This window comes from Yersinia sp. 1652 StPb PI, assembly GCF_041538345.1.
In the GTDB taxonomy this organism is placed as follows: Bacteria; Pseudomonadota; Gammaproteobacteria; order Enterobacterales; family Enterobacteriaceae; genus Yersinia; species Yersinia enterocolitica_E.
The window spans coordinates 398,220-414,464 of sequence record NZ_JAULSM010000001.1; the positions used below are offsets into that span (position 1 = coordinate 398,220).

The window sequence follows — 16,245 nt, forward strand, 5'->3', positions numbered from 1 at the left end:
CTGAGATGCTCTATCTTTATAGGTACACGCAGGATTGACGTGCATCAATTTTAGGTCAAATAACCTGTAGTAATCGTAAAGTATTCATCAACTGGTCACCTCTCTGGGTGGCGTAAAAATCCGTAAGTTTGGGTGTTATAACAAGTTAAGTTTCATAACCCTTTACGGTTTATAACGACAAAGGAAGAAATCGATGACAAATACAAAATTTGCCCGTTCAATGATGGCTGTTGTCTTAGGTACTGCACTTATGAGTGGTAGCGTGTTCGCTGAAGACACCATGCTCAATAAGACAAACAACGTCGTAGACAGCACTGGCGCGAAACTCGATAGCTCCATGAAGAAAGTCGATAACTACATGGGTGACAGCGCTGCAACAGCTAAAGTGAAAAGCGCTCTGTTGGAAGAGAAATCTCTTAAAAGCACTGATATCTCTGTTGAAACCAACCATGGTGTGGTCACTCTGACTGGTTTTGTGACTTCTCAGGCTGAAGCTGAAACTGCCGTTGAAATTGCTGGAAACGTTGAAGGCGTTAAATCTGTCAGCGATAAGCTGCATGTGAAAGACCAGAAATCACAATCAGTCAGTGAATATGCTGGTGATGCTGCAACAACCAGTTCAATCAAAGCCAAATTGCTGGCTGATGACATCGTACCCTCACGTAAAGTGAAAGTAGAAACCACCGAAGGTGTGGTGCAGTTATCAGGTAGTGTTGAGAATAAAGCTCAGTCCGAACGTGCTGAAAGTATTGCTAAAGCCGTTGATGGCGTGAAAAGCGTTAAAAATGATCTGAGCATCAAACCTTAATTATTATCGGCTGATGGGTATTTCGTGAGGGAGAAATACCTTACGGAATAAGCTTTATAAGCCCGTCAGCCAAATAATAAATCTGTTAATAATGCGACTTCTGTTAAACGCACTACTGTTAAATAGACAGAGAGAGTTAAAAACGCTGTTTTTAACCTAAGTGTAGAAAGCCATTTTTTAAAACGGGAAGGAGAGGCTTATGTTTCGCTGGGGCATTATATTTTTGATTATTGCTTTAATCGCTGCGGCATTAGGTTTTGGTGGGCTAGCCGGTACGGCAGCCTGGGCCGCAAAAGTCGTCTTTGTAGTGGGTATTGTCCTATTCCTCATCAGTCTGTTTACAGGCCGTAAGCGCCTTTAGTCAGGCGAGAGGGTTACAGCAAAGGGTAAGACGGGGTATCCTCGGCACCTGTTGTAACGAATTAAGGATAGATGGTGGGATACAGAATACCTATCACGCTCGGTAATATTGAGCCACTCGCCTATAAACCATACCAACCCGGAAAAATGGCGTTGGTTTGTGAGGGAGGCGGGCAGCGGGGAATTTTTACAGCCGGTGTGCTGGATGAATTTCAACGCGCCCGCTTTAACCCTTTTGATCTGATGATTGGCACCTCTGCCGGTGCACAAAATCTATCTGCCTTTATCTGCGGTCAACCCGGCTACGCTCGCCGCGTCATTACCCGCTACACCACCACAGCTAATTTCTTTAACCCATTACGTTTTGTGCGTGGTGGCCACTTAATTGATCTCGACTGGTTGGTGGATATCACATCCCAGCAGTTGCCTCTGGCCATGGATCATGCTGAAGAGCATTTACGCAATGGCCGTGAATTCTTAATGTGTGCCTGCCGCAGTGATGATTTTGAACCTACCTATATTTCCCCCACTCGAGAAAGCTGGCTGCCGACCATTAAAGCGTCCAGTGCTATTCCTGGTTTATACCGTCAGGGGGTGGATTTGGGGGGGATCAGTTATCAGGATGGTGGCATCAGTGATGCCATCCCGGTGGAGGAAGCCTACCGCCGTGGCGCTGATACTATTGTGGTGATTCGGACTGTACCGTCGCAGGCCTATTACACGCCGCAATGGATGAAGCGGATGGAACATTGGCTGAGTGAAAGTAGTTTGCAACAACTGGTGCGGATTATGCAGCAACATGAGCAGAGCTATCACCGTATTCAGCAATTTATTGAAAAGCCGCCCGGTGACCTGCGTATTTTCGAAATTTTTCCGCCTAAGCCACTTGCCAGTAATGCACTGGGGAGCCGAATTGCGGCACTAAATCGTGATTATCATTTAGGCCGCCGTTGTGGTCGCTATTTTTTGGCTACCGTCGGGCACTGGCTATTACCGCAAGATCAACGGGATCAGGCTGGAGTCAATGGGGAGAAAACCTCGATTTCACTTTCACGTCGTATCATTCAGCCACAAGATATTAATCAACCAGATGATATGGCAGAGCTAATTGATACTGATGACTCTTCATTTGATATTACTCAAACGCCGGATATCATTACACCAGCGGATTCAGTGACCGCCACTCACTATGGCCTACCGGCTCAGATGAGTATGAGTGACAATGGGTTGATTATTCCAACGAATACCAATAGAAAGCCCTTGCCAGTAGAGATAATTTTGCCTGCCAGTGTGGCAAAAAACAAAGGTGATACCGCCTAATGGTACAAGTGAGTGAGCAGATAGTGAATCTTAGCGATAAAGCTTATTTTATCGATACCCACTGTCACTTTGATTTCCCTCCATTCAGTGGTGCTGAAGCGGCCAGTTTAGTCACTGCGGCTCAGGCGAATGTCAGGCAATTGATTGTTCCTGCGGTGGGTGCTGCTTATTTTCCCCGTATTTTAGCCTTGGCTGCGAACTATCCGCCCCTTTTTGCCGCACTCGGCATGCATCCACTTTATATCGCTCAACATCAAGAGGCCGATTTGGCGACACTGGCATCCTATCTGGCGAACAAAACTCACAAGCTGGTGGCCGTGGGGGAAATTGGCCTGGATCTTTATATGGATGAGCCGCAGTTACCACGCCAGTTGGCGCTATTGCAGGCGCAACTTAAGTTGGCTAAACAGCATGATCTGCCTGTTATTCTGCATTCTCGCCGTTCCCATGACCAATTAGCCTCGGTGCTGCGTAAAACGGTGTTGCCGCGCACTGGTGTTGTACATGGTTTCGCCGGTAGCCTGGCGCAGGCGCAGGCATTTATTCGCTTGGGTTATTATATTGGTGTGGGTGGGACCATTACTTATGTGCGGGCACAGAAAACCCGGAGTGTCATGGCCACATTGCCTCTTTCCGCATTACTGCTGGAAACCGACGCGCCAGATATGCCGTTAGCCGGTTTTCAGGGGCAACCAAACCGGCCCGAGCGGGCTGCTGATGTGTTCAGCGTGTTGTGTCAGCTACGCTCTGAAACGCCACAACAGATTGCCAGCCAGTTGTTAGCGAATAGTCAACGTTTGTTCCGATTACCGCCCGCCGATAGCTGCCCACTTTAAATCACCACCGGGAATATACAAATCATACTAATAATTTGTGTGATCTCTTTATTTCCGCTTTTTAATGTGACTCTTGTCACACTTACGTTGATTCGGTTGCTTTTAGTTGTGTTTATTTGTGACAGAGATTATTTGATAGCGTCTTCATGTCGGTATAATCCCCCGAAAATTATTTCAATTTAATTAATGATTTCACTATTAGGGATAGCGACATGCTAATGAGTCTGGTTGGAATGGCAGTACTGATATTAATAGCCGTACTTCTTTCAAGTAATTATAGGGCGATTAATATCCGCACTGTTGTAGGTGCATTTATTATCCAGATCGCTATTGGTGCGCTGGTATTATATGTGCCCATCGGGCGCCGCATTCTGGGCGGTATGTCAGAAGGCGTCGCTAACGTTATCGCCTACGGTAATGAGGGGATTTCATTTATTTTTGGCGGTTTGGTTTCTGACAAAATGTTTGAAGTTTTTGGTGGTGGCGGCTTTGTATTCGCCCTGCGAGTATTACCGGTAATTGTATTCTTCTCATCATTGATTGCCGTTCTGTATTACCTTGGCATCATGCAAATCGTTATTAAGGTATTGGGCGGTGGTTTGCAAAAGTTGCTGGGCACTTCACGTACTGAATCCCTTTCCGCCACAGCTAATATCTTTGTTGGCCAAACTGAAGCGCCGTTAGTGGTGCGCCCTTATATTGCCACCATGACCCAATCTGAACTGTTTGCGGTAATGTGCGGCGGTTTAGCTTCCGTTGCCGGTTCAGTATTGGCCGGTTATGCGCAAATGGGGGTACCATTGGAATATCTGATTGCTGCTTCCTTTATGGCAGCGCCGGGTGGGTTACTGTTTGCTAAACTGATGGTGCCGGAAACTGAAAAAACGCACGATAACGTTGATGCTACAACCTTGATTGCTGAAGATGAACGCCCAGCTAACGTTATTGATGCAGCGGCCTCTGGCGCGGCTTCCGGCATGCAACTGGCATTGAATGTAGGGGCAATGCTGTTGGCCTTTATCGCTTTGATTGCTCTGCTCAATGGTATTCTGGGTGGGATTGGTGGCTGGTTTGATTATCCACAACTTTCGCTAGAGTTGATTCTGGGTTGGGTATTCTCGCCGATTGCTTACTTGATAGGCATCCCATGGAGTGAAGCGATGGTGGCTGGTTCATTTATCGGCCAGAAGATTATCGTTAACGAATTCGTAGCATTTATGAATTTCGGTCAGTATCTCCAGGCGGAAGAGTTAGTCAAAGCCGCGGGTTTACAGGTTCTTTCCGAGCACACTAAGGCTATTATCTCCTTCGCGCTGTGCGGTTTTGCTAACTTGTCATCTGTTGCCATTTTATTGGGTGGCTTGGGTAGCATGGCCCCAAACCGCCGTCACGATATCGCGCGTTTCGGCCTGAAAGCGGTAGCGGCAGGCACATTGTCGAATCTGATGAGTGCGACGATCGCCGGTTTCTTCCTGGCATTATAATTAGGCTAGCTTGACTTGCCATTTTGGGATTGGGCAGTGCTCGGGACTTGTCACCTACTTCGTGTACGCTCCAGTCCCTGCGCGCTGTCCGCACCCAAACTGTCTGCGCCGCTGACGCTTAATTTTTTATGGTTCAGGCCTACAATACTGTGTATTCCTGCCCATAGGCTATTCTTGAAGCGAGTGAGCGTATCGTGGTTAGAAAGCTATAAATTAGGTTATTTTGTGACTTTAATCACATATAATTCCGTCTCGTTACAAGTTACTATTGATTAGTGTGAAATTGAACACACCTAAGCTGCCGATAACGTGTTCAAATAGTGTTATTGGCTTTCGGAATGAAAGCCTAAAGTGTGTATGGAGTCTCATTGCATCAGTGATGTAAGCAATGACCAAGTAGTTAGTGCGGTGAGATGGATCTCAATTGCCACCCATAGGGGCTATCTTCAAGGAACCAAGTCCGCTCGCCAACGTATTGAGCTTAGAACCTTCTCATTAGGGCTATGTTATTTGCCTGACTGCAACAATTACGCCTACTGAGGGGGACTTTTAATCACCAAAGATGCCGGTACGGTCTCTTTGTCCGCTCATAAATAGATGCTCAGTTCTGGCAAGGTGCTGGGGCTGAAATAGTGTTGGAGAGTTTTATGACCGATTTAACCGCCTGCGCGAATCTTAACGATTATGCCAAACGCGCACTGAGTTTGATGGATTTAACTACCCTGAATGACGACGATACCGATGATAAGGTTATCGCGCTGTGTCATCAGGCAAAAAGCCCTGCCGGTAACACGGCGGCAATCTGTATTTATCCCCGCTTTATTCCTATTGCGCGTAAAACGTTGCGCGAGCAGGGTACCCCTGAAATCCGTATTGCAACAGTGACTAACTTCCCACATGGCAATGATGATATTGCTATTGCACTGGCCGAAACCCGTGCCGCCATTGCCTATGGTGCTGATGAAGTGGATGTGGTTTTCCCTTACCGCGCCTTAATGGCGGGTAATGATAAGGTCGGCTTCGAATTAGTGAAAGAGTGCAAAGAAGCCTGCGCTGCCGCGAATGTATTACTGAAAGTAATCATAGAGACCGGTGAGTTAAAGCAAGAGCACTTGATCCGTCAAGCCTCTGAAATTGCTATTAAAGCTGGCGCGGATTTCATCAAAACCTCCACCGGTAAAGTGCCGGTCAATGCCACACTGGAAAGTGCGGGTATTATGATGAGCACTATCCGTGATTTAGGTGTGGGTAAAACCGTCGGCTTTAAGCCAGCGGGCGGAGTACGTACTGCCGAAGATGCCGCGCAATTCCTGCAACTGGCCGATCAATTGATGGGTGAGGGTTGGGCCGACGCCCGCCACTTCCGCTTTGGCGCATCCAGTCTGTTAGCCAGCTTATTAACCACGCTGGGCCATCAGAGTGATAGCAAAAGTAGCGGTTACTAATCATTATCGCAATCATTGAGTTTAGCCGATGCGCTGCGGGCGACTAGCCTGCCGTGCGGCTTTTATCCTTATTTAGGTCAGGGGGATGCTGTGTTTCTGGCACAAGAAATTATCCGTAAAAAACGCGACGGTCAGCCACTGAGCGAAGAAGAGATTCGTTTCTTTATCAATGGGATCCGCGACAATGTGGTTTCCGAAGGGCAGATTGCTGCTTTGGCGATGACCATCTATTTCCATGACATGAGCATGCCGGAGCGCGTGGCACTAACCATGGCAATGCGTGATTCTGGCACGGTGCTCAACTGGCAGAGCCTCAATCTAAACGGCCCCATCGTGGATAAACACTCTACCGGTGGCGTGGGTGATGTGACATCACTGATGCTCGGCCCGATGGTCGCAGCCTGTGGTGGCTATGTGCCGATGATTTCTGGCCGTGGTCTGGGCCATACCGGCGGAACCTTGGACAAACTGGAAGCTATACCCGGTTTTGATATTTTCCCCGATGATAATGCGTTCCGTAAAATCATTCAGGACGTCGGTGTCGCCATCATTGGTCAAACCAGCTCATTAGCACCGGCAGATAAACGTTTCTACGCTACCCGTGATATCACCGCCACTGTAGATTCCATTCCACTGATTACCGCTTCTATTTTGGCGAAGAAACTGGCTGAAGGGCTGGATGCGTTGGTGATGGATGTGAAGGTGGGTTCTGGTGCCTTTATGCCGACATATCAATTATCTGCCGATTTAGCACAGGCTATTGTCAGTGTGGCTAACGGCGCGGGTTGTAAAACAACGGCACTATTGACCGATATGAATCAGGTGTTGGCTTCCAGCGCCGGTAATGCGGTTGAAGTGCGCGAAGCGGTACGTTTCCTGACGGGTGAATATCGTAATCCACGCTTGTTAGAAGTGACGATGGCGCTGTGCGTTGAAATGCTGTTATCAGGTGGTTTGGCGCAAGATGATGCTGACGCCAGATCCAAGCTACAGGCGGTGCTGGATAACGGTAAAGCCGCAGAACTCTTTGGTCGCATGGTGGCGGCGCAAAAAGGCCCAAGTGATTTCGTTGAGCGCTATGACAGCTACCTGCCGGTAGCCATGTTGAGCAAGCCGGTATTTGCTGAACGAGCAGGCGTGGTTACTGCGATGGATACCCGTGCACTGGGTATGGCGGTGGTTTCCCTCGGCGGTGGTCGTCGTCGGGCAACTGATCCTATTGATTATAGTGTTGGTATCACTGAAATGGCACGTCTGGGGACCGGTGTTGATGGTCAGCAACCCTTAGCGGTGATTCATGCCAATAACGAAGATGACTGGCAGCAGGCAGCAGATGCACTACGTGCGGCGATCACCTTGGGTGACAAAGCGGCGGAAGAAACACCGGTTATCTATCGCCGTATTACTGAATAAACGCCATACTTTTGTTATTGAAGATATTTGCCCTTGAAGGCAAGTGTTAGCGAAAACAGATTGATTAATTACATGGGGGAGCCGATGAACATTGCTGCCCCAGAGCGTGAACCCACGCAGGAGAAAATGATGAAACGTACATTTATTATGGTATTAGACTCATTTGGTATCGGTGCCAGCGCAGATGCTAAAAAATTTGGTGACGAAGGGGCCGACACGCTGGGCCACATTGCTGAGGTCTGCGCCCGTGGTGAAGCTAACGTTGGTCGTAGTGGCCCATTGACGCTGCCAAACCTGAGTCGTTTAGGGTTGGGTAAAGCTGCCGAAGAGTCCACCGGTAAATTCCCGGTCGGGCTGGATAAGAATGCAGATATCATTGGTGCCTATGGTTATGCCAGTGAGTTATCCTCCGGTAAAGATACACCGTCAGGCCACTGGGAGATTGCGGGGGTGCCGGTGCTGTTTGACTGGGGTTACTTCAGTGATGTCGAAAACAGTTTCCCACAGGAACTGTTGGATAAACTGGTAAAACGGGCCAACCTGCCGGGTTATCTGGGTAACTGTCACTCAAGTGGGACCGTTATCCTTGACCAACTGGGTGAAGAGCATATGAAAACCGGCAAACCGATTTTCTATACCTCGGCTGACTCGGTGTTCCAGATTGCCTGCCACGAAGAGACCTTTGGCCTGGATCGCTTGTATGAATTATGTGAAATTGCCCGCGAAGAGCTGACCGAGGGTGGCTACAATATTGGTCGTGTGATTGCGCGTCCGTTTATTGGTGACAAGCCAGGTAACTTCCAACGCACCGGTAACCGCCATGATCTGGCCGTTGAACCGCCAGCGCCAACCATGTTGAAAAAACTGGTGGATGAGAAAGGGGGAGAAGTGGTTTCTATCGGTAAAATTGCCGATATCTATGCGCATGTGGGTATCACTCAGAAAGTGAAAGCCACCGGTCTGGATGCGCTATTTGATGCCACGATAGAAGAAATGAAGAAAGCCGGTGACAACACTATCGTGTTCACTAACTTTGTGGATTTTGACTCTTCTTACGGTCACCGTCGCGACGTTGCTGGTTATGCTGCTGCATTGGAACTGTTCGACCGCCGCCTGCCTGAGTTGATGGCGCTGGTAAAAGAAGATGACATCCTGATCCTGACGGCTGACCACGGTTGTGATCCAACCTGGCCGGGCACTGACCATACCCGTGAGCACATTCCGGTCTTGGTTTACGGCCCGAAAGTCAAACCAGGATCGCTTGGGCATCGTGAGACCTTTGCTGATATTGGGCAGACGGTAGCGACATATTTCAATCTATCCCCAATGGATTACGGTAAGAATATGCTTTAAGTCATTCAGCTAAGCTGAGCGTGCCATTTTGAACCCGGGCAGTGCTCGCCCTCCTCACGTACTGTGTGTACGCTCCGGGGCTGTGCGCTGGCCGTGCCCAAACTGTCGGTGCTCATCTACGCTGGCGATGGCTGATTTTCTCTGAACTGTGCAAAGTAGTTCAAACTTAAAAACAGTTCAGTAATATAAATTTTAATTCTCTGATTTTTAAGGAAAGTGATTATGGCAACGCCACATATTAATGCTGAAATGGGTGATTTCGCTGATGTTGTATTGATGCCAGGGGATCCACTGCGTGCGAAATTTATCGCCGAAACCTTCCTGCAAGACGTGCGCGAAGTGAACAATGTGCGTGGCATGTTGGGCTTCACCGGTACTTATAAAGGCCGCAAAATCTCTGTAATGGGCCACGGTATGGGTATCCCGTCCTGCTCCATTTACGCCAAAGAACTGATCACTGATTTTGGCGTGAAAAAAATCATTCGTGTCGGTTCATGTGGTGCGGTTCGCGCTGATGTGAAACTGCGTGATGTGGTGATCGGCATGGGGGCTTGTACCGACTCCAAAGTAAACCGTATGCGCTTTAAAGATCACGACTATGCAGCGATTGCTGACTTTGAAATGACCCGCAATGCAGTGGATGCGGCAAAAGCGAAAGGTATCGACGTCCGTGTAGGTAACATCTTCTCTGCTGACCTGTTCTACACGCCAGACCCGCAAATGTTTGATGTGATGGAAAAATACGGCATTCTGGGCGTGGAAATGGAAGCGGCCGGTATCTACGGCGTTGCCGCGGAGTTCGGTGCTAAAGCCCTGACCATCTGTACTGTTTCTGACCATATCCGTACCGGTGAGCAAACCACCGCTGCGGAGCGCCAGACCACCTTCAATGACATGATTGAAATTGCATTAGAATCGGTGTTGTTGGGCGATCAGAAGTAATCCCGTCTCTGCTTCCCTCTATTCAGCGGCAGCGATTTCTGCCGCTGAATCTATTCATAAAATCTGCCAGAAAAAATAGGTTTCTTTACACATCAGATAATTAGCGCTATAAATCTATTCATCATTCTATTCACGAATCTATTCATATGCTCTCTCTGGAAACGTTATTACGCCAAAAACCGGCGACCGCGAGCTATCTGGCGCAAGCTATGGCAATCAGTCAACCCACGGTTTCCCGGCAGTTAAGCGGGTTAAAAGAGAGGGTGCTGAAAATAGGTAAAGGCAAAGCAACACAATATGCCTTGCGGCGGTACATTGCTGGAGATAGTGCCGCAGAGCATGCATTTCCGCTATATCGTATCGATGAGCAGGGTCATGCAACCCATGTCGCGATACTCTATCCTATCCATCCGGCTGAAATGTGCTGTGTACATCAACTGGCATCTGATACATGGCAGCTATTTGATAGCTTGCCGTGGTATTTGACTGATATGCGGCCTCAGGGGTTTCTCGGGCGGATTTGGGGGAAGTCAGTTGCAGGTAAGTTACAGCTCACCGATGACGTTCGTTTGTGGAATGAAGACCATATCTTATTAGCTCTGTCACGTCAGGCCGATGATATGAATGGCAATATATTGATTGGACAACAAAGTTATCAACATTGGTTAGCAGCACCTGATGCGATACCTATCGATCCGGTAGATAAGTTATCTCGTTATGCAGAACTTTCTCAAATGGCTCTGGCGGGTGAAATGGTTGGTTCTTCTGCGGGCGGCGAACAACCGAAATTTACTTGTTATGCAGGGAATCTGGAGCGGCCTTCGTCATATGTTATTGTCAAATTTTCTGCCTCTTCACAAAACGCCAATAGTCGGCGCTGGGGTGACCTACTGATATCTGAGTCGCTTGCACTTAGCACCTTGAATAATGGGGGTTATAAAGCGGCCACAAGTCAGGTTTTACAGGGTGTTGGTAGGCAAATATTCCTTGAGGTAGAGCGATTTGATCGCTGCGGGCAGCGTGGTCGTTTAGGGATAGTTTCTTTAGAGGCGGTTAATGCCGAATTTGTTGGCAACCCAGTCGCCAGTTGGCCACAAGTTTGCCAACAATTAGTCGATAAAGGATTACTGGCCGCGCCGGTATTAGAACAGGTTAACGTTATCTGGGCATTTGGCAAATTAATCGCCAATACCGATATGCACCAAGGTAACCTTTCCTTTCTGCATCCTGAGAACACACCACTATCATTAGCGCCAGTTTACGATATGCTGCCAATGGCATTTGCCCCGACGAGTACGGGGAATATGCGCCACAACGTGCCGGAAATCTCTTTATCTGCTGATATCAGCAAGCTGCACTGGCAACGCGCACAGCAACTGGCAAATATATTCTGGCAACAGGTGATAGATCACTCGAACATCAGTAATGAATTCAAACTTATTGCCCGACAGATGCAGGGACAACTGCTTTCTCTCACCACGCTAATTGAGCGCATGGCATAATATCTATCCGCAGTATTATTTATCGCCCGTCTTTTTATCTGCATCTGCCTGACTGGCAGCTGTCTCTGGTGTTTCATCCTCATCTTCTTTGACCGGCGTATTGGCGGTGAGCAGATAAGGTGATTGCTGCCAACGGCTGCGGCGACCTTGCAGCAGAGTGCGAGCCAGAATGATCCCCACCGCCAGCGCGACGAGAATCATCAAGCGCAGCAAATTGGTGGTATTATCCACTTGCTTGGATTCCGTCGCCAGCACATGGGTGTCCAGCGTCATACGCAGAAAGCCGCTTGGCCCGCTTTTTCCGGGGATCAGCTCGACAATCTGGTGGTTGAAATAGCTGCCGGGGCGTTTACCATCCAAAGCCAGTCGATCACGTACTTTTACGTTCTCTCCGGCGCTGGCGACCAGCGTTCCGTCAATTTGATATACACTGGCATCCAATACGCGGCTTGATTGCGTCAGTTGCTGGAGAATTTCGTCAACTTTTTGGCTGTCGATATCATCATCCCCACTGTCCATGATGGGGGCGAGGCTGAAAGTGACTTGTTTTGCCAGTGTTTTCGCCAGCTCTTCAACTTGTTCCGAACGAGCGAGTTGATGACTGAGGCTGAAATAGGATGCACCTTGCATCAGCAAGACTAATAATGCCAGGCAAATCAGCACAATAGCCGTACGGTGCAGTCGGAATTTTAGTTTGGCCTTAGCCATGCAGGTTCCTTGCAAGAATCGGTGACTTTATGTTGCCAGAAGCAAGGGCGATAGGATAGCTTGATGCGTCCTTTTGTCTGGTCTTTACCCCGTTTTCTACAGGAGTCATTCATGTCTAATAGTCTGACCTATTGCGATCTCCCCGCGGAGATCTATCAATGGCCAGGTCTGCCACTTTCGCTCAGTGGTGATGAGGTCATGCCGCTGGATTATCGTGCCGGTCATACAGGTTGGCTACTGTACGGTAGAAAGCTGGATAAACAGCGTATTACGGGTTTTCAGGGCCAATTGGGTGCCGCCATGGTGATTGTCTCCGCCTGGTGTGTGGAGGATTATCAGGTCATCCGTTTGGCCGGCAGTTTAACCCCACGGATTAAAATGTTAGCGGATGAAAACGGTCTTGATGTCGCCCCTCTGGGGGCTATCCCGCATTTGCGTACCCCGGGCCTGCTGGTGATGGATATGGATTCAACTGCCATCCAAATCGAATGTATTGATGAGATTGCCAAGCTCGCCGGTGTTGGCGAAGAAGTGGCTGCCGTCACCGAACGCGCCATGCAAGGTGAATTGGACTTCGCCGCCAGCCTGCGTCAGCGGGTTGCTACCCTGAAAGGGGCGGATGCCAATATCTTAAAACAGGTACGTGACCAACTGCCATTGATGCCGGGGCTGACCAGCCTGGTCCGTAAGCTTCAGGCATTAGATTGGCATGTGGCGATCGCCTCCGGTGGTTTTACTTATTACGCTGAATATCTGCGCGACAAACTGCGTCTGGTCGATGTGGCAGCCAATGAACTTGAAATCAAAGACGGCAAGCTGACCGGCAAAGTGTTAGGGCCGATTGTCGATGCACAATATAAAGCCGATACCCTGCTCAAGTTGGCGGAAAAACTCAATATCCCTATTGCTCAAACAGTGGCTATCGGCGATGGCGCCAATGACCTGAAAATGATGCAAGCCGCCGGTTTAGGGCTGGCTTTCCATGCAAAGCCGAAGGTGTATGCCAAAGCGAAAGTGGCGATCCGTCACGGTGATTTGCTGAGTGTTCTTTGCATTTTGACCGGCAGTCTGAAGCATGAAGAACGATGAAATAGGCTGTTTTATTTGCCATTTTTGAGCTTGTGCAGTGCTCACAAAACGCATGCATTTTGAACACACTTAAGGGCGGCCCGTAGGGGGAGCGTAGCGAATAAAATCCTCACGTCGCCATGATTTACAACGTCATGGTGTACGCTGCGATTTCTGCGCGCTGTCTGCACTCAAACTGCCTGCAACAATTACGCCTATTAGGTAATTTGGGGTTCAGGCAGGTGTGAGCTAATTAAATTGAGGTGAACCGTGGCTAAAGCGCCAAAACGAGCATTTGTCTGTAATGAGTGTGGTGCCGATTATCCACGTTGGCAGGGGCAGTGCAGTGCCTGTAATGCCTGGAATACCATTACCGAAATCAGGCTGGCGGCGGCAACCTCGTCGTCGTCGCGCAATGAGCGTTTTGGTGGCTATGCCGGTGATGCAGGCGTCAGCCGGGTACAGAAGCTGTCAGATATCAGTCTGGACGAACTACCGCGCTTTTCAACGGGCTTTCTGGAGTTTGATCGGGTGCTGGGTGGTGGTGTAGTGCCGGGCAGTGCCATTCTGATTGGTGGTAACCCCGGCGCGGGGAAAAGTACCTTACTGTTGCAAACGCTCTGCAAGCTGTCTGAAAACATGAAAACCCTGTATGTCACCGGCGAAGAGTCGTTGCAGCAGGTGGCGATGCGTGCACATCGTTTGGGGTTGCCTACTGCGGGCCTCAATATGCTGTCGGAAACCAGTATCGAGCAAATTTGCTTGATTGCTGAGCAAGAGCAGCCGCGCTTGATGGTGATCGACTCCATTCAGGTGATGCATATGGCGGATATTCAGTCGTCGCCGGGCAGCGTGGCCCAAGTGCGCGAAACGGCCGCCTACCTGACCCGTTTTGCCAAAACCCGGGGTGTCGCCATTATCATGGTGGGCCATGTGACGAAAGATGGTTCACTGGCCGGGCCGAAAGTGCTGGAGCACTGTATTGACTGCTCTGTGATGCTTGATGGTGACGGTGATACTCGTTTCCGTACGCTGCGTAGCCACAAAAACCGCTTTGGTGCGGTTAATGAGTTAGGCGTATTTGCCATGACCGAACAGGGCTTGCGTGAAGTTAGCAACCCGTCGGCGATTTTCCTCAGCCGTGGGGATGAAGTCACTGCTGGTAGCTCGGTGATGGTGGTATGGGAAGGGACTCGCCCGCTGCTGGTAGAGATTCAGGCACTGGTCGATCACTCAATGATGTCCAACCCACGTCGGGTGGCGGTCGGTCTGGAACAGAACCGGCTGGCAATCTTGCTGGCGGTATTGCATCGCCATGGCGGATTACAGATGTCGGACCAAGATGTGTTCGTCAATGTGGTGGGTGGTGTGAAAGTGACAGAAACCAGTGCTGATCTGGCATTGCTGATGTCGCTAGTATCCAGCTTGCGTGACCGCCCGCTGCCACAGGATTTAGTGGTGTTTGGTGAGGTAGGGCTAGCCGGTGAAATTCGCCCAGTACCCAGTGGTCAAGAGCGTATCTCTGAGGCGGCCAAACACGGTTTTAAACGCGCTATCGTGCCGTATGCCAATATGCCGAAGAAGCCCCTGCCCAATATGCAGGTGTTCGGTGTGAAGAAATTGGCTGATGCGTTGGCGGTGTTAGAGGATTTATAACCGCTAATTTAGTCGTGTTCATCTTGCAGCATACTGTGTTATTTTTGTTTAGCGCACTAAACAAGGAGGCGGTATGCTGCAATTCGACTATCTCAAAACAGCAATTAAGCAAAAGGGTTGCACCTTACAGCAAGTGGCCGAATGCAACGGCATGACCAAAGGTTATTTAAGCCAGCTACTCAACGACAAAATCAAAAGCCCCAGTGCGCAAAAGCTTGAAGCTCTGCACCGTTTCCTCGGGCTGGAGTTTCCCCGCCGTGAGAAAAAAGTCGGCGTGGTGTTTGGTAAATTTTACCCGCTGCATACCGGCCATATCTATTTAATCCAGCGCGCCTGTAGCCAGGTTGACGAGTTGCACATCATTCTTTGTTTCGATGAGCCACGCGATCGTGAGCTGTTTGAGAACAGTTCGATGTCACAGCAACCGACGGTCAGTGACCGTTTGCGCTGGTTGTTACAAACCTTTAAATATCAGAAAAATATCCATATTCATTCGTTTGATGAGCACGGTATCGAGCCGTACCCCCATGGCTGGGATGTGTGGAGCCATGGCGTAAAAAGCTTTATGAATGAAAAAGGCATTGTTCCGAATTTTATTTATTCCAGCGAAAGCCAGGATGCGCCGCATTACAACGAGCAATTTGGCATCGAAACCATCCTGATTGATCCACAGCGCTCATTTATGAATATCAGTGGTCGCCAGATCCGCCGTGACCCTTTCCGTTACTGGGACTATATTCCGACTGAAGTGAAGCCATTTTTTGTCCGTACTGTGGCGATACTGGGCGGTGAATCCAGTGGGAAATCCACTTTGGTCAATAAGTTAGCCAATATCTTCAATACTACCAGTGCGTGGGAATATGGCCGGGATTATGTCTTCTCCCATCTTGGCGGCGATGAGATGGCGTTGCAATATTCTGATTACGACAAAATCGCGCTGGGGCAGGCACAGTATGTGGATTTTGCGGTGAAATACGCCAACAAAGTGGCATTTATCGATACTGACTTTGTTACTACGCAGGCCTTTTGCAAAAAGTATGAAGGCAAAGAGCACCCCTTCGTGCAGGCGCTGATTGACGAATACCGTTTTGATCTGGTTATTTTGTTGGAAAATAATACGCCGTGGGTTGCCGATGGTTTGCGCAGCCTGGGGAGCGATCGTGACCGCAAATCCTTCCAGAACTTACTGGAGCAGATGTTGTGCAGTAACAATATCGAATATGTTCACGTCGAATCGGCAGACTATGATGAACGCTTTCTGCGCTGCGTCGAACTGGTGCAGCAGTTACTGGCCGCGGACCTGCAACGCCTTGCCCGCCCTTCATTATTGAGTGATGTACAACAATAGGG

At 49.2% G+C, this 16,245-nt stretch carries 14 protein-coding genes; 13 read left to right on the forward strand and 1 reads right to left on the reverse strand.

All coding sequences use genetic code 11. The annotated features are described in order from the left end of the window. Positions 1–193: 193 nt before the first annotated feature. The 10 genes from osmY to yjjJ all read left to right on the forward strand — a co-directional run bounded on the left by osmY (position 194) and on the right by yjjJ (position 11,463). Positions 194–808, forward strand: a complete 615-nt coding sequence (gene osmY, locus Q2T71_RS01870; RefSeq protein WP_372557942.1) for a molecular chaperone OsmY — start codon at positions 194–196, stop codon at positions 806–808. Between the two features lie 199 nt (positions 809–1,007). Then, a complete protein-coding gene (locus Q2T71_RS01875) occupies positions 1,008–1,169 on the forward strand; it encodes a DUF1328 domain-containing protein (protein ID WP_004876076.1) in 162 nt (53 codons plus the stop codon). 71 nt (positions 1,170–1,240) lie between these two features. Continuing rightward, positions 1,241–2,488: a patatin family protein gene (locus Q2T71_RS01880; protein WP_372557943.1), complete on the forward strand. Its 1,248-nt coding sequence runs from the start codon at positions 1,241–1,243 to the stop codon at positions 2,486–2,488. Further along, positions 2,488–3,324 carry a TatD family hydrolase gene (locus Q2T71_RS01885; RefSeq protein ID WP_372557944.1) on the forward strand — a complete coding sequence of 279 codons (837 nt, stop codon included), beginning with the start codon at positions 2,488–2,490 and terminating at the stop codon, positions 3,322–3,324. The genes Q2T71_RS01880 and Q2T71_RS01885 overlap by 1 nt, the downstream gene beginning before the upstream one ends. 212 nt (positions 3,325–3,536) lie before the next feature. Then, positions 3,537–4,808: a NupC/NupG family nucleoside CNT transporter gene (locus tag Q2T71_RS01890; RefSeq protein ID WP_372557945.1), complete on the forward strand. Its 1,272-nt coding sequence runs from the start codon at positions 3,537–3,539 to the stop codon at positions 4,806–4,808. 647 nt (positions 4,809–5,455) lie between these two features. Then, positions 5,456–6,253: a deoxyribose-phosphate aldolase gene (deoC, locus tag Q2T71_RS01895; protein WP_050072495.1), complete on the forward strand. Its 798-nt coding sequence runs from the start codon at positions 5,456–5,458 to the stop codon at positions 6,251–6,253. Between the two features lie 90 nt (positions 6,254–6,343). Continuing rightward, positions 6,344–7,666, forward strand: coding sequence for a thymidine phosphorylase (gene deoA, locus Q2T71_RS01900; RefSeq protein ID WP_372557946.1), 1,323 nt, complete (start codon positions 6,344–6,346; stop codon positions 7,664–7,666). Positions 7,667–7,795: 129 nt separating this feature from the next. Next, positions 7,796–9,019 carry a phosphopentomutase gene (gene deoB / locus Q2T71_RS01905; RefSeq protein ID WP_372559816.1) on the forward strand — a complete coding sequence of 408 codons (1,224 nt, stop codon included), beginning with the start codon at positions 7,796–7,798 and terminating at the stop codon, positions 9,017–9,019. A 222-nt stretch (positions 9,020–9,241) separates the two neighbouring features. Further along, a complete protein-coding gene (gene deoD / locus Q2T71_RS01910) occupies positions 9,242–9,961 on the forward strand; it encodes a purine-nucleoside phosphorylase (protein ID WP_372557947.1) in 720 nt (239 codons plus the stop codon). 146 nt (positions 9,962–10,107) lie between these two features. Continuing rightward, positions 10,108–11,463: a type II toxin-antitoxin system HipA family toxin YjjJ gene (gene yjjJ, locus Q2T71_RS01915; RefSeq protein WP_372557948.1), complete on the forward strand. Its 1,356-nt coding sequence runs from the start codon at positions 10,108–10,110 to the stop codon at positions 11,461–11,463. Between the two features lie 15 nt (positions 11,464–11,478). On the opposite strand, the gene Q2T71_RS01920 is transcribed toward yjjJ, so the two are convergent. After that, positions 11,479–12,171: a YtjB family periplasmic protein gene (locus Q2T71_RS01920; RefSeq protein WP_372557949.1), complete on the reverse strand. Its 693-nt coding sequence runs from the start codon at positions 12,169–12,171 to the stop codon at positions 11,479–11,481. Positions 12,172–12,282: 111 nt separating this feature from the next. Between Q2T71_RS01920 and serB the strand changes: the two genes are divergently transcribed. The 3 genes from serB (at position 12,283) to nadR (ending at position 16,243) form a co-directional block, all read left to right on the forward strand. Further along, on the forward strand, positions 12,283–13,260 hold the full coding sequence (serB, locus tag Q2T71_RS01925) for a phosphoserine phosphatase (RefSeq protein WP_372557950.1): 978 nt from the start codon (positions 12,283–12,285) through the stop codon (positions 13,258–13,260). A 249-nt stretch (positions 13,261–13,509) separates the two neighbouring features. Then, positions 13,510–14,895, forward strand: coding sequence for a DNA repair protein RadA (gene radA / locus Q2T71_RS01930; protein WP_004701929.1), 1,386 nt, complete (start codon positions 13,510–13,512; stop codon positions 14,893–14,895). Positions 14,896–14,968: 73 nt separating this feature from the next. Beyond that, the gene (gene nadR / locus Q2T71_RS01935; RefSeq protein WP_372557951.1) at positions 14,969–16,243 is read left to right on the forward strand and encodes a multifunctional transcriptional regulator/nicotinamide-nucleotide adenylyltransferase/ribosylnicotinamide kinase NadR; all 1,275 of its coding nucleotides are present in this window, start codon (positions 14,969–14,971) and stop codon (positions 16,241–16,243) included. Positions 16,244–16,245 lie beyond the last annotated feature (2 nt).

What these genes read in the sequence shown, in the direction of transcription:
- osmY (WP_372557942.1), top strand. Translation starts at nt 194, where the DNA reads ATGACAAATACAAAATTTGCCCGTTCAATGATGGCTGTTGTCTTAGGT.
- Q2T71_RS01875 (WP_004876076.1), top strand. Translation starts at nt 1,008, where the DNA reads ATGTTTCGCTGGGGCATTATATTTTTGATTATTGCTTTAATCGCTGCG.
- Q2T71_RS01880 (WP_372557943.1), top strand. Translation starts at nt 1,241, where the DNA reads ATGGTGGGATACAGAATACCTATCACGCTCGGTAATATTGAGCCACTC.
- Q2T71_RS01885 (WP_372557944.1), top strand. Translation starts at nt 2,488, where the DNA reads ATGGTACAAGTGAGTGAGCAGATAGTGAATCTTAGCGATAAAGCTTAT.
- Q2T71_RS01890 (WP_372557945.1), top strand. Translation starts at nt 3,537, where the DNA reads ATGCTAATGAGTCTGGTTGGAATGGCAGTACTGATATTAATAGCCGTA.
- deoC (WP_050072495.1), top strand. Translation starts at nt 5,456, where the DNA reads ATGACCGATTTAACCGCCTGCGCGAATCTTAACGATTATGCCAAACGC.
- deoB (WP_372559816.1), top strand. Translation starts at nt 7,796, where the DNA reads ATGAAACGTACATTTATTATGGTATTAGACTCATTTGGTATCGGTGCC.
- deoD (WP_372557947.1), top strand. Translation starts at nt 9,242, where the DNA reads ATGGCAACGCCACATATTAATGCTGAAATGGGTGATTTCGCTGATGTT.
- yjjJ (WP_372557948.1), top strand. Translation starts at nt 10,108, where the DNA reads ATGCTCTCTCTGGAAACGTTATTACGCCAAAAACCGGCGACCGCGAGC.
- Q2T71_RS01920 (WP_372557949.1), bottom strand. Translation starts at nt 12,171, where the DNA reads ATGGCTAAGGCCAAACTAAAATTCCGACTGCACCGTACGGCTATTGTG.
- serB (WP_372557950.1), top strand. Translation starts at nt 12,283, where the DNA reads ATGTCTAATAGTCTGACCTATTGCGATCTCCCCGCGGAGATCTATCAA.
- nadR (WP_372557951.1), top strand. Translation starts at nt 14,969, where the DNA reads ATGCTGCAATTCGACTATCTCAAAACAGCAATTAAGCAAAAGGGTTGC.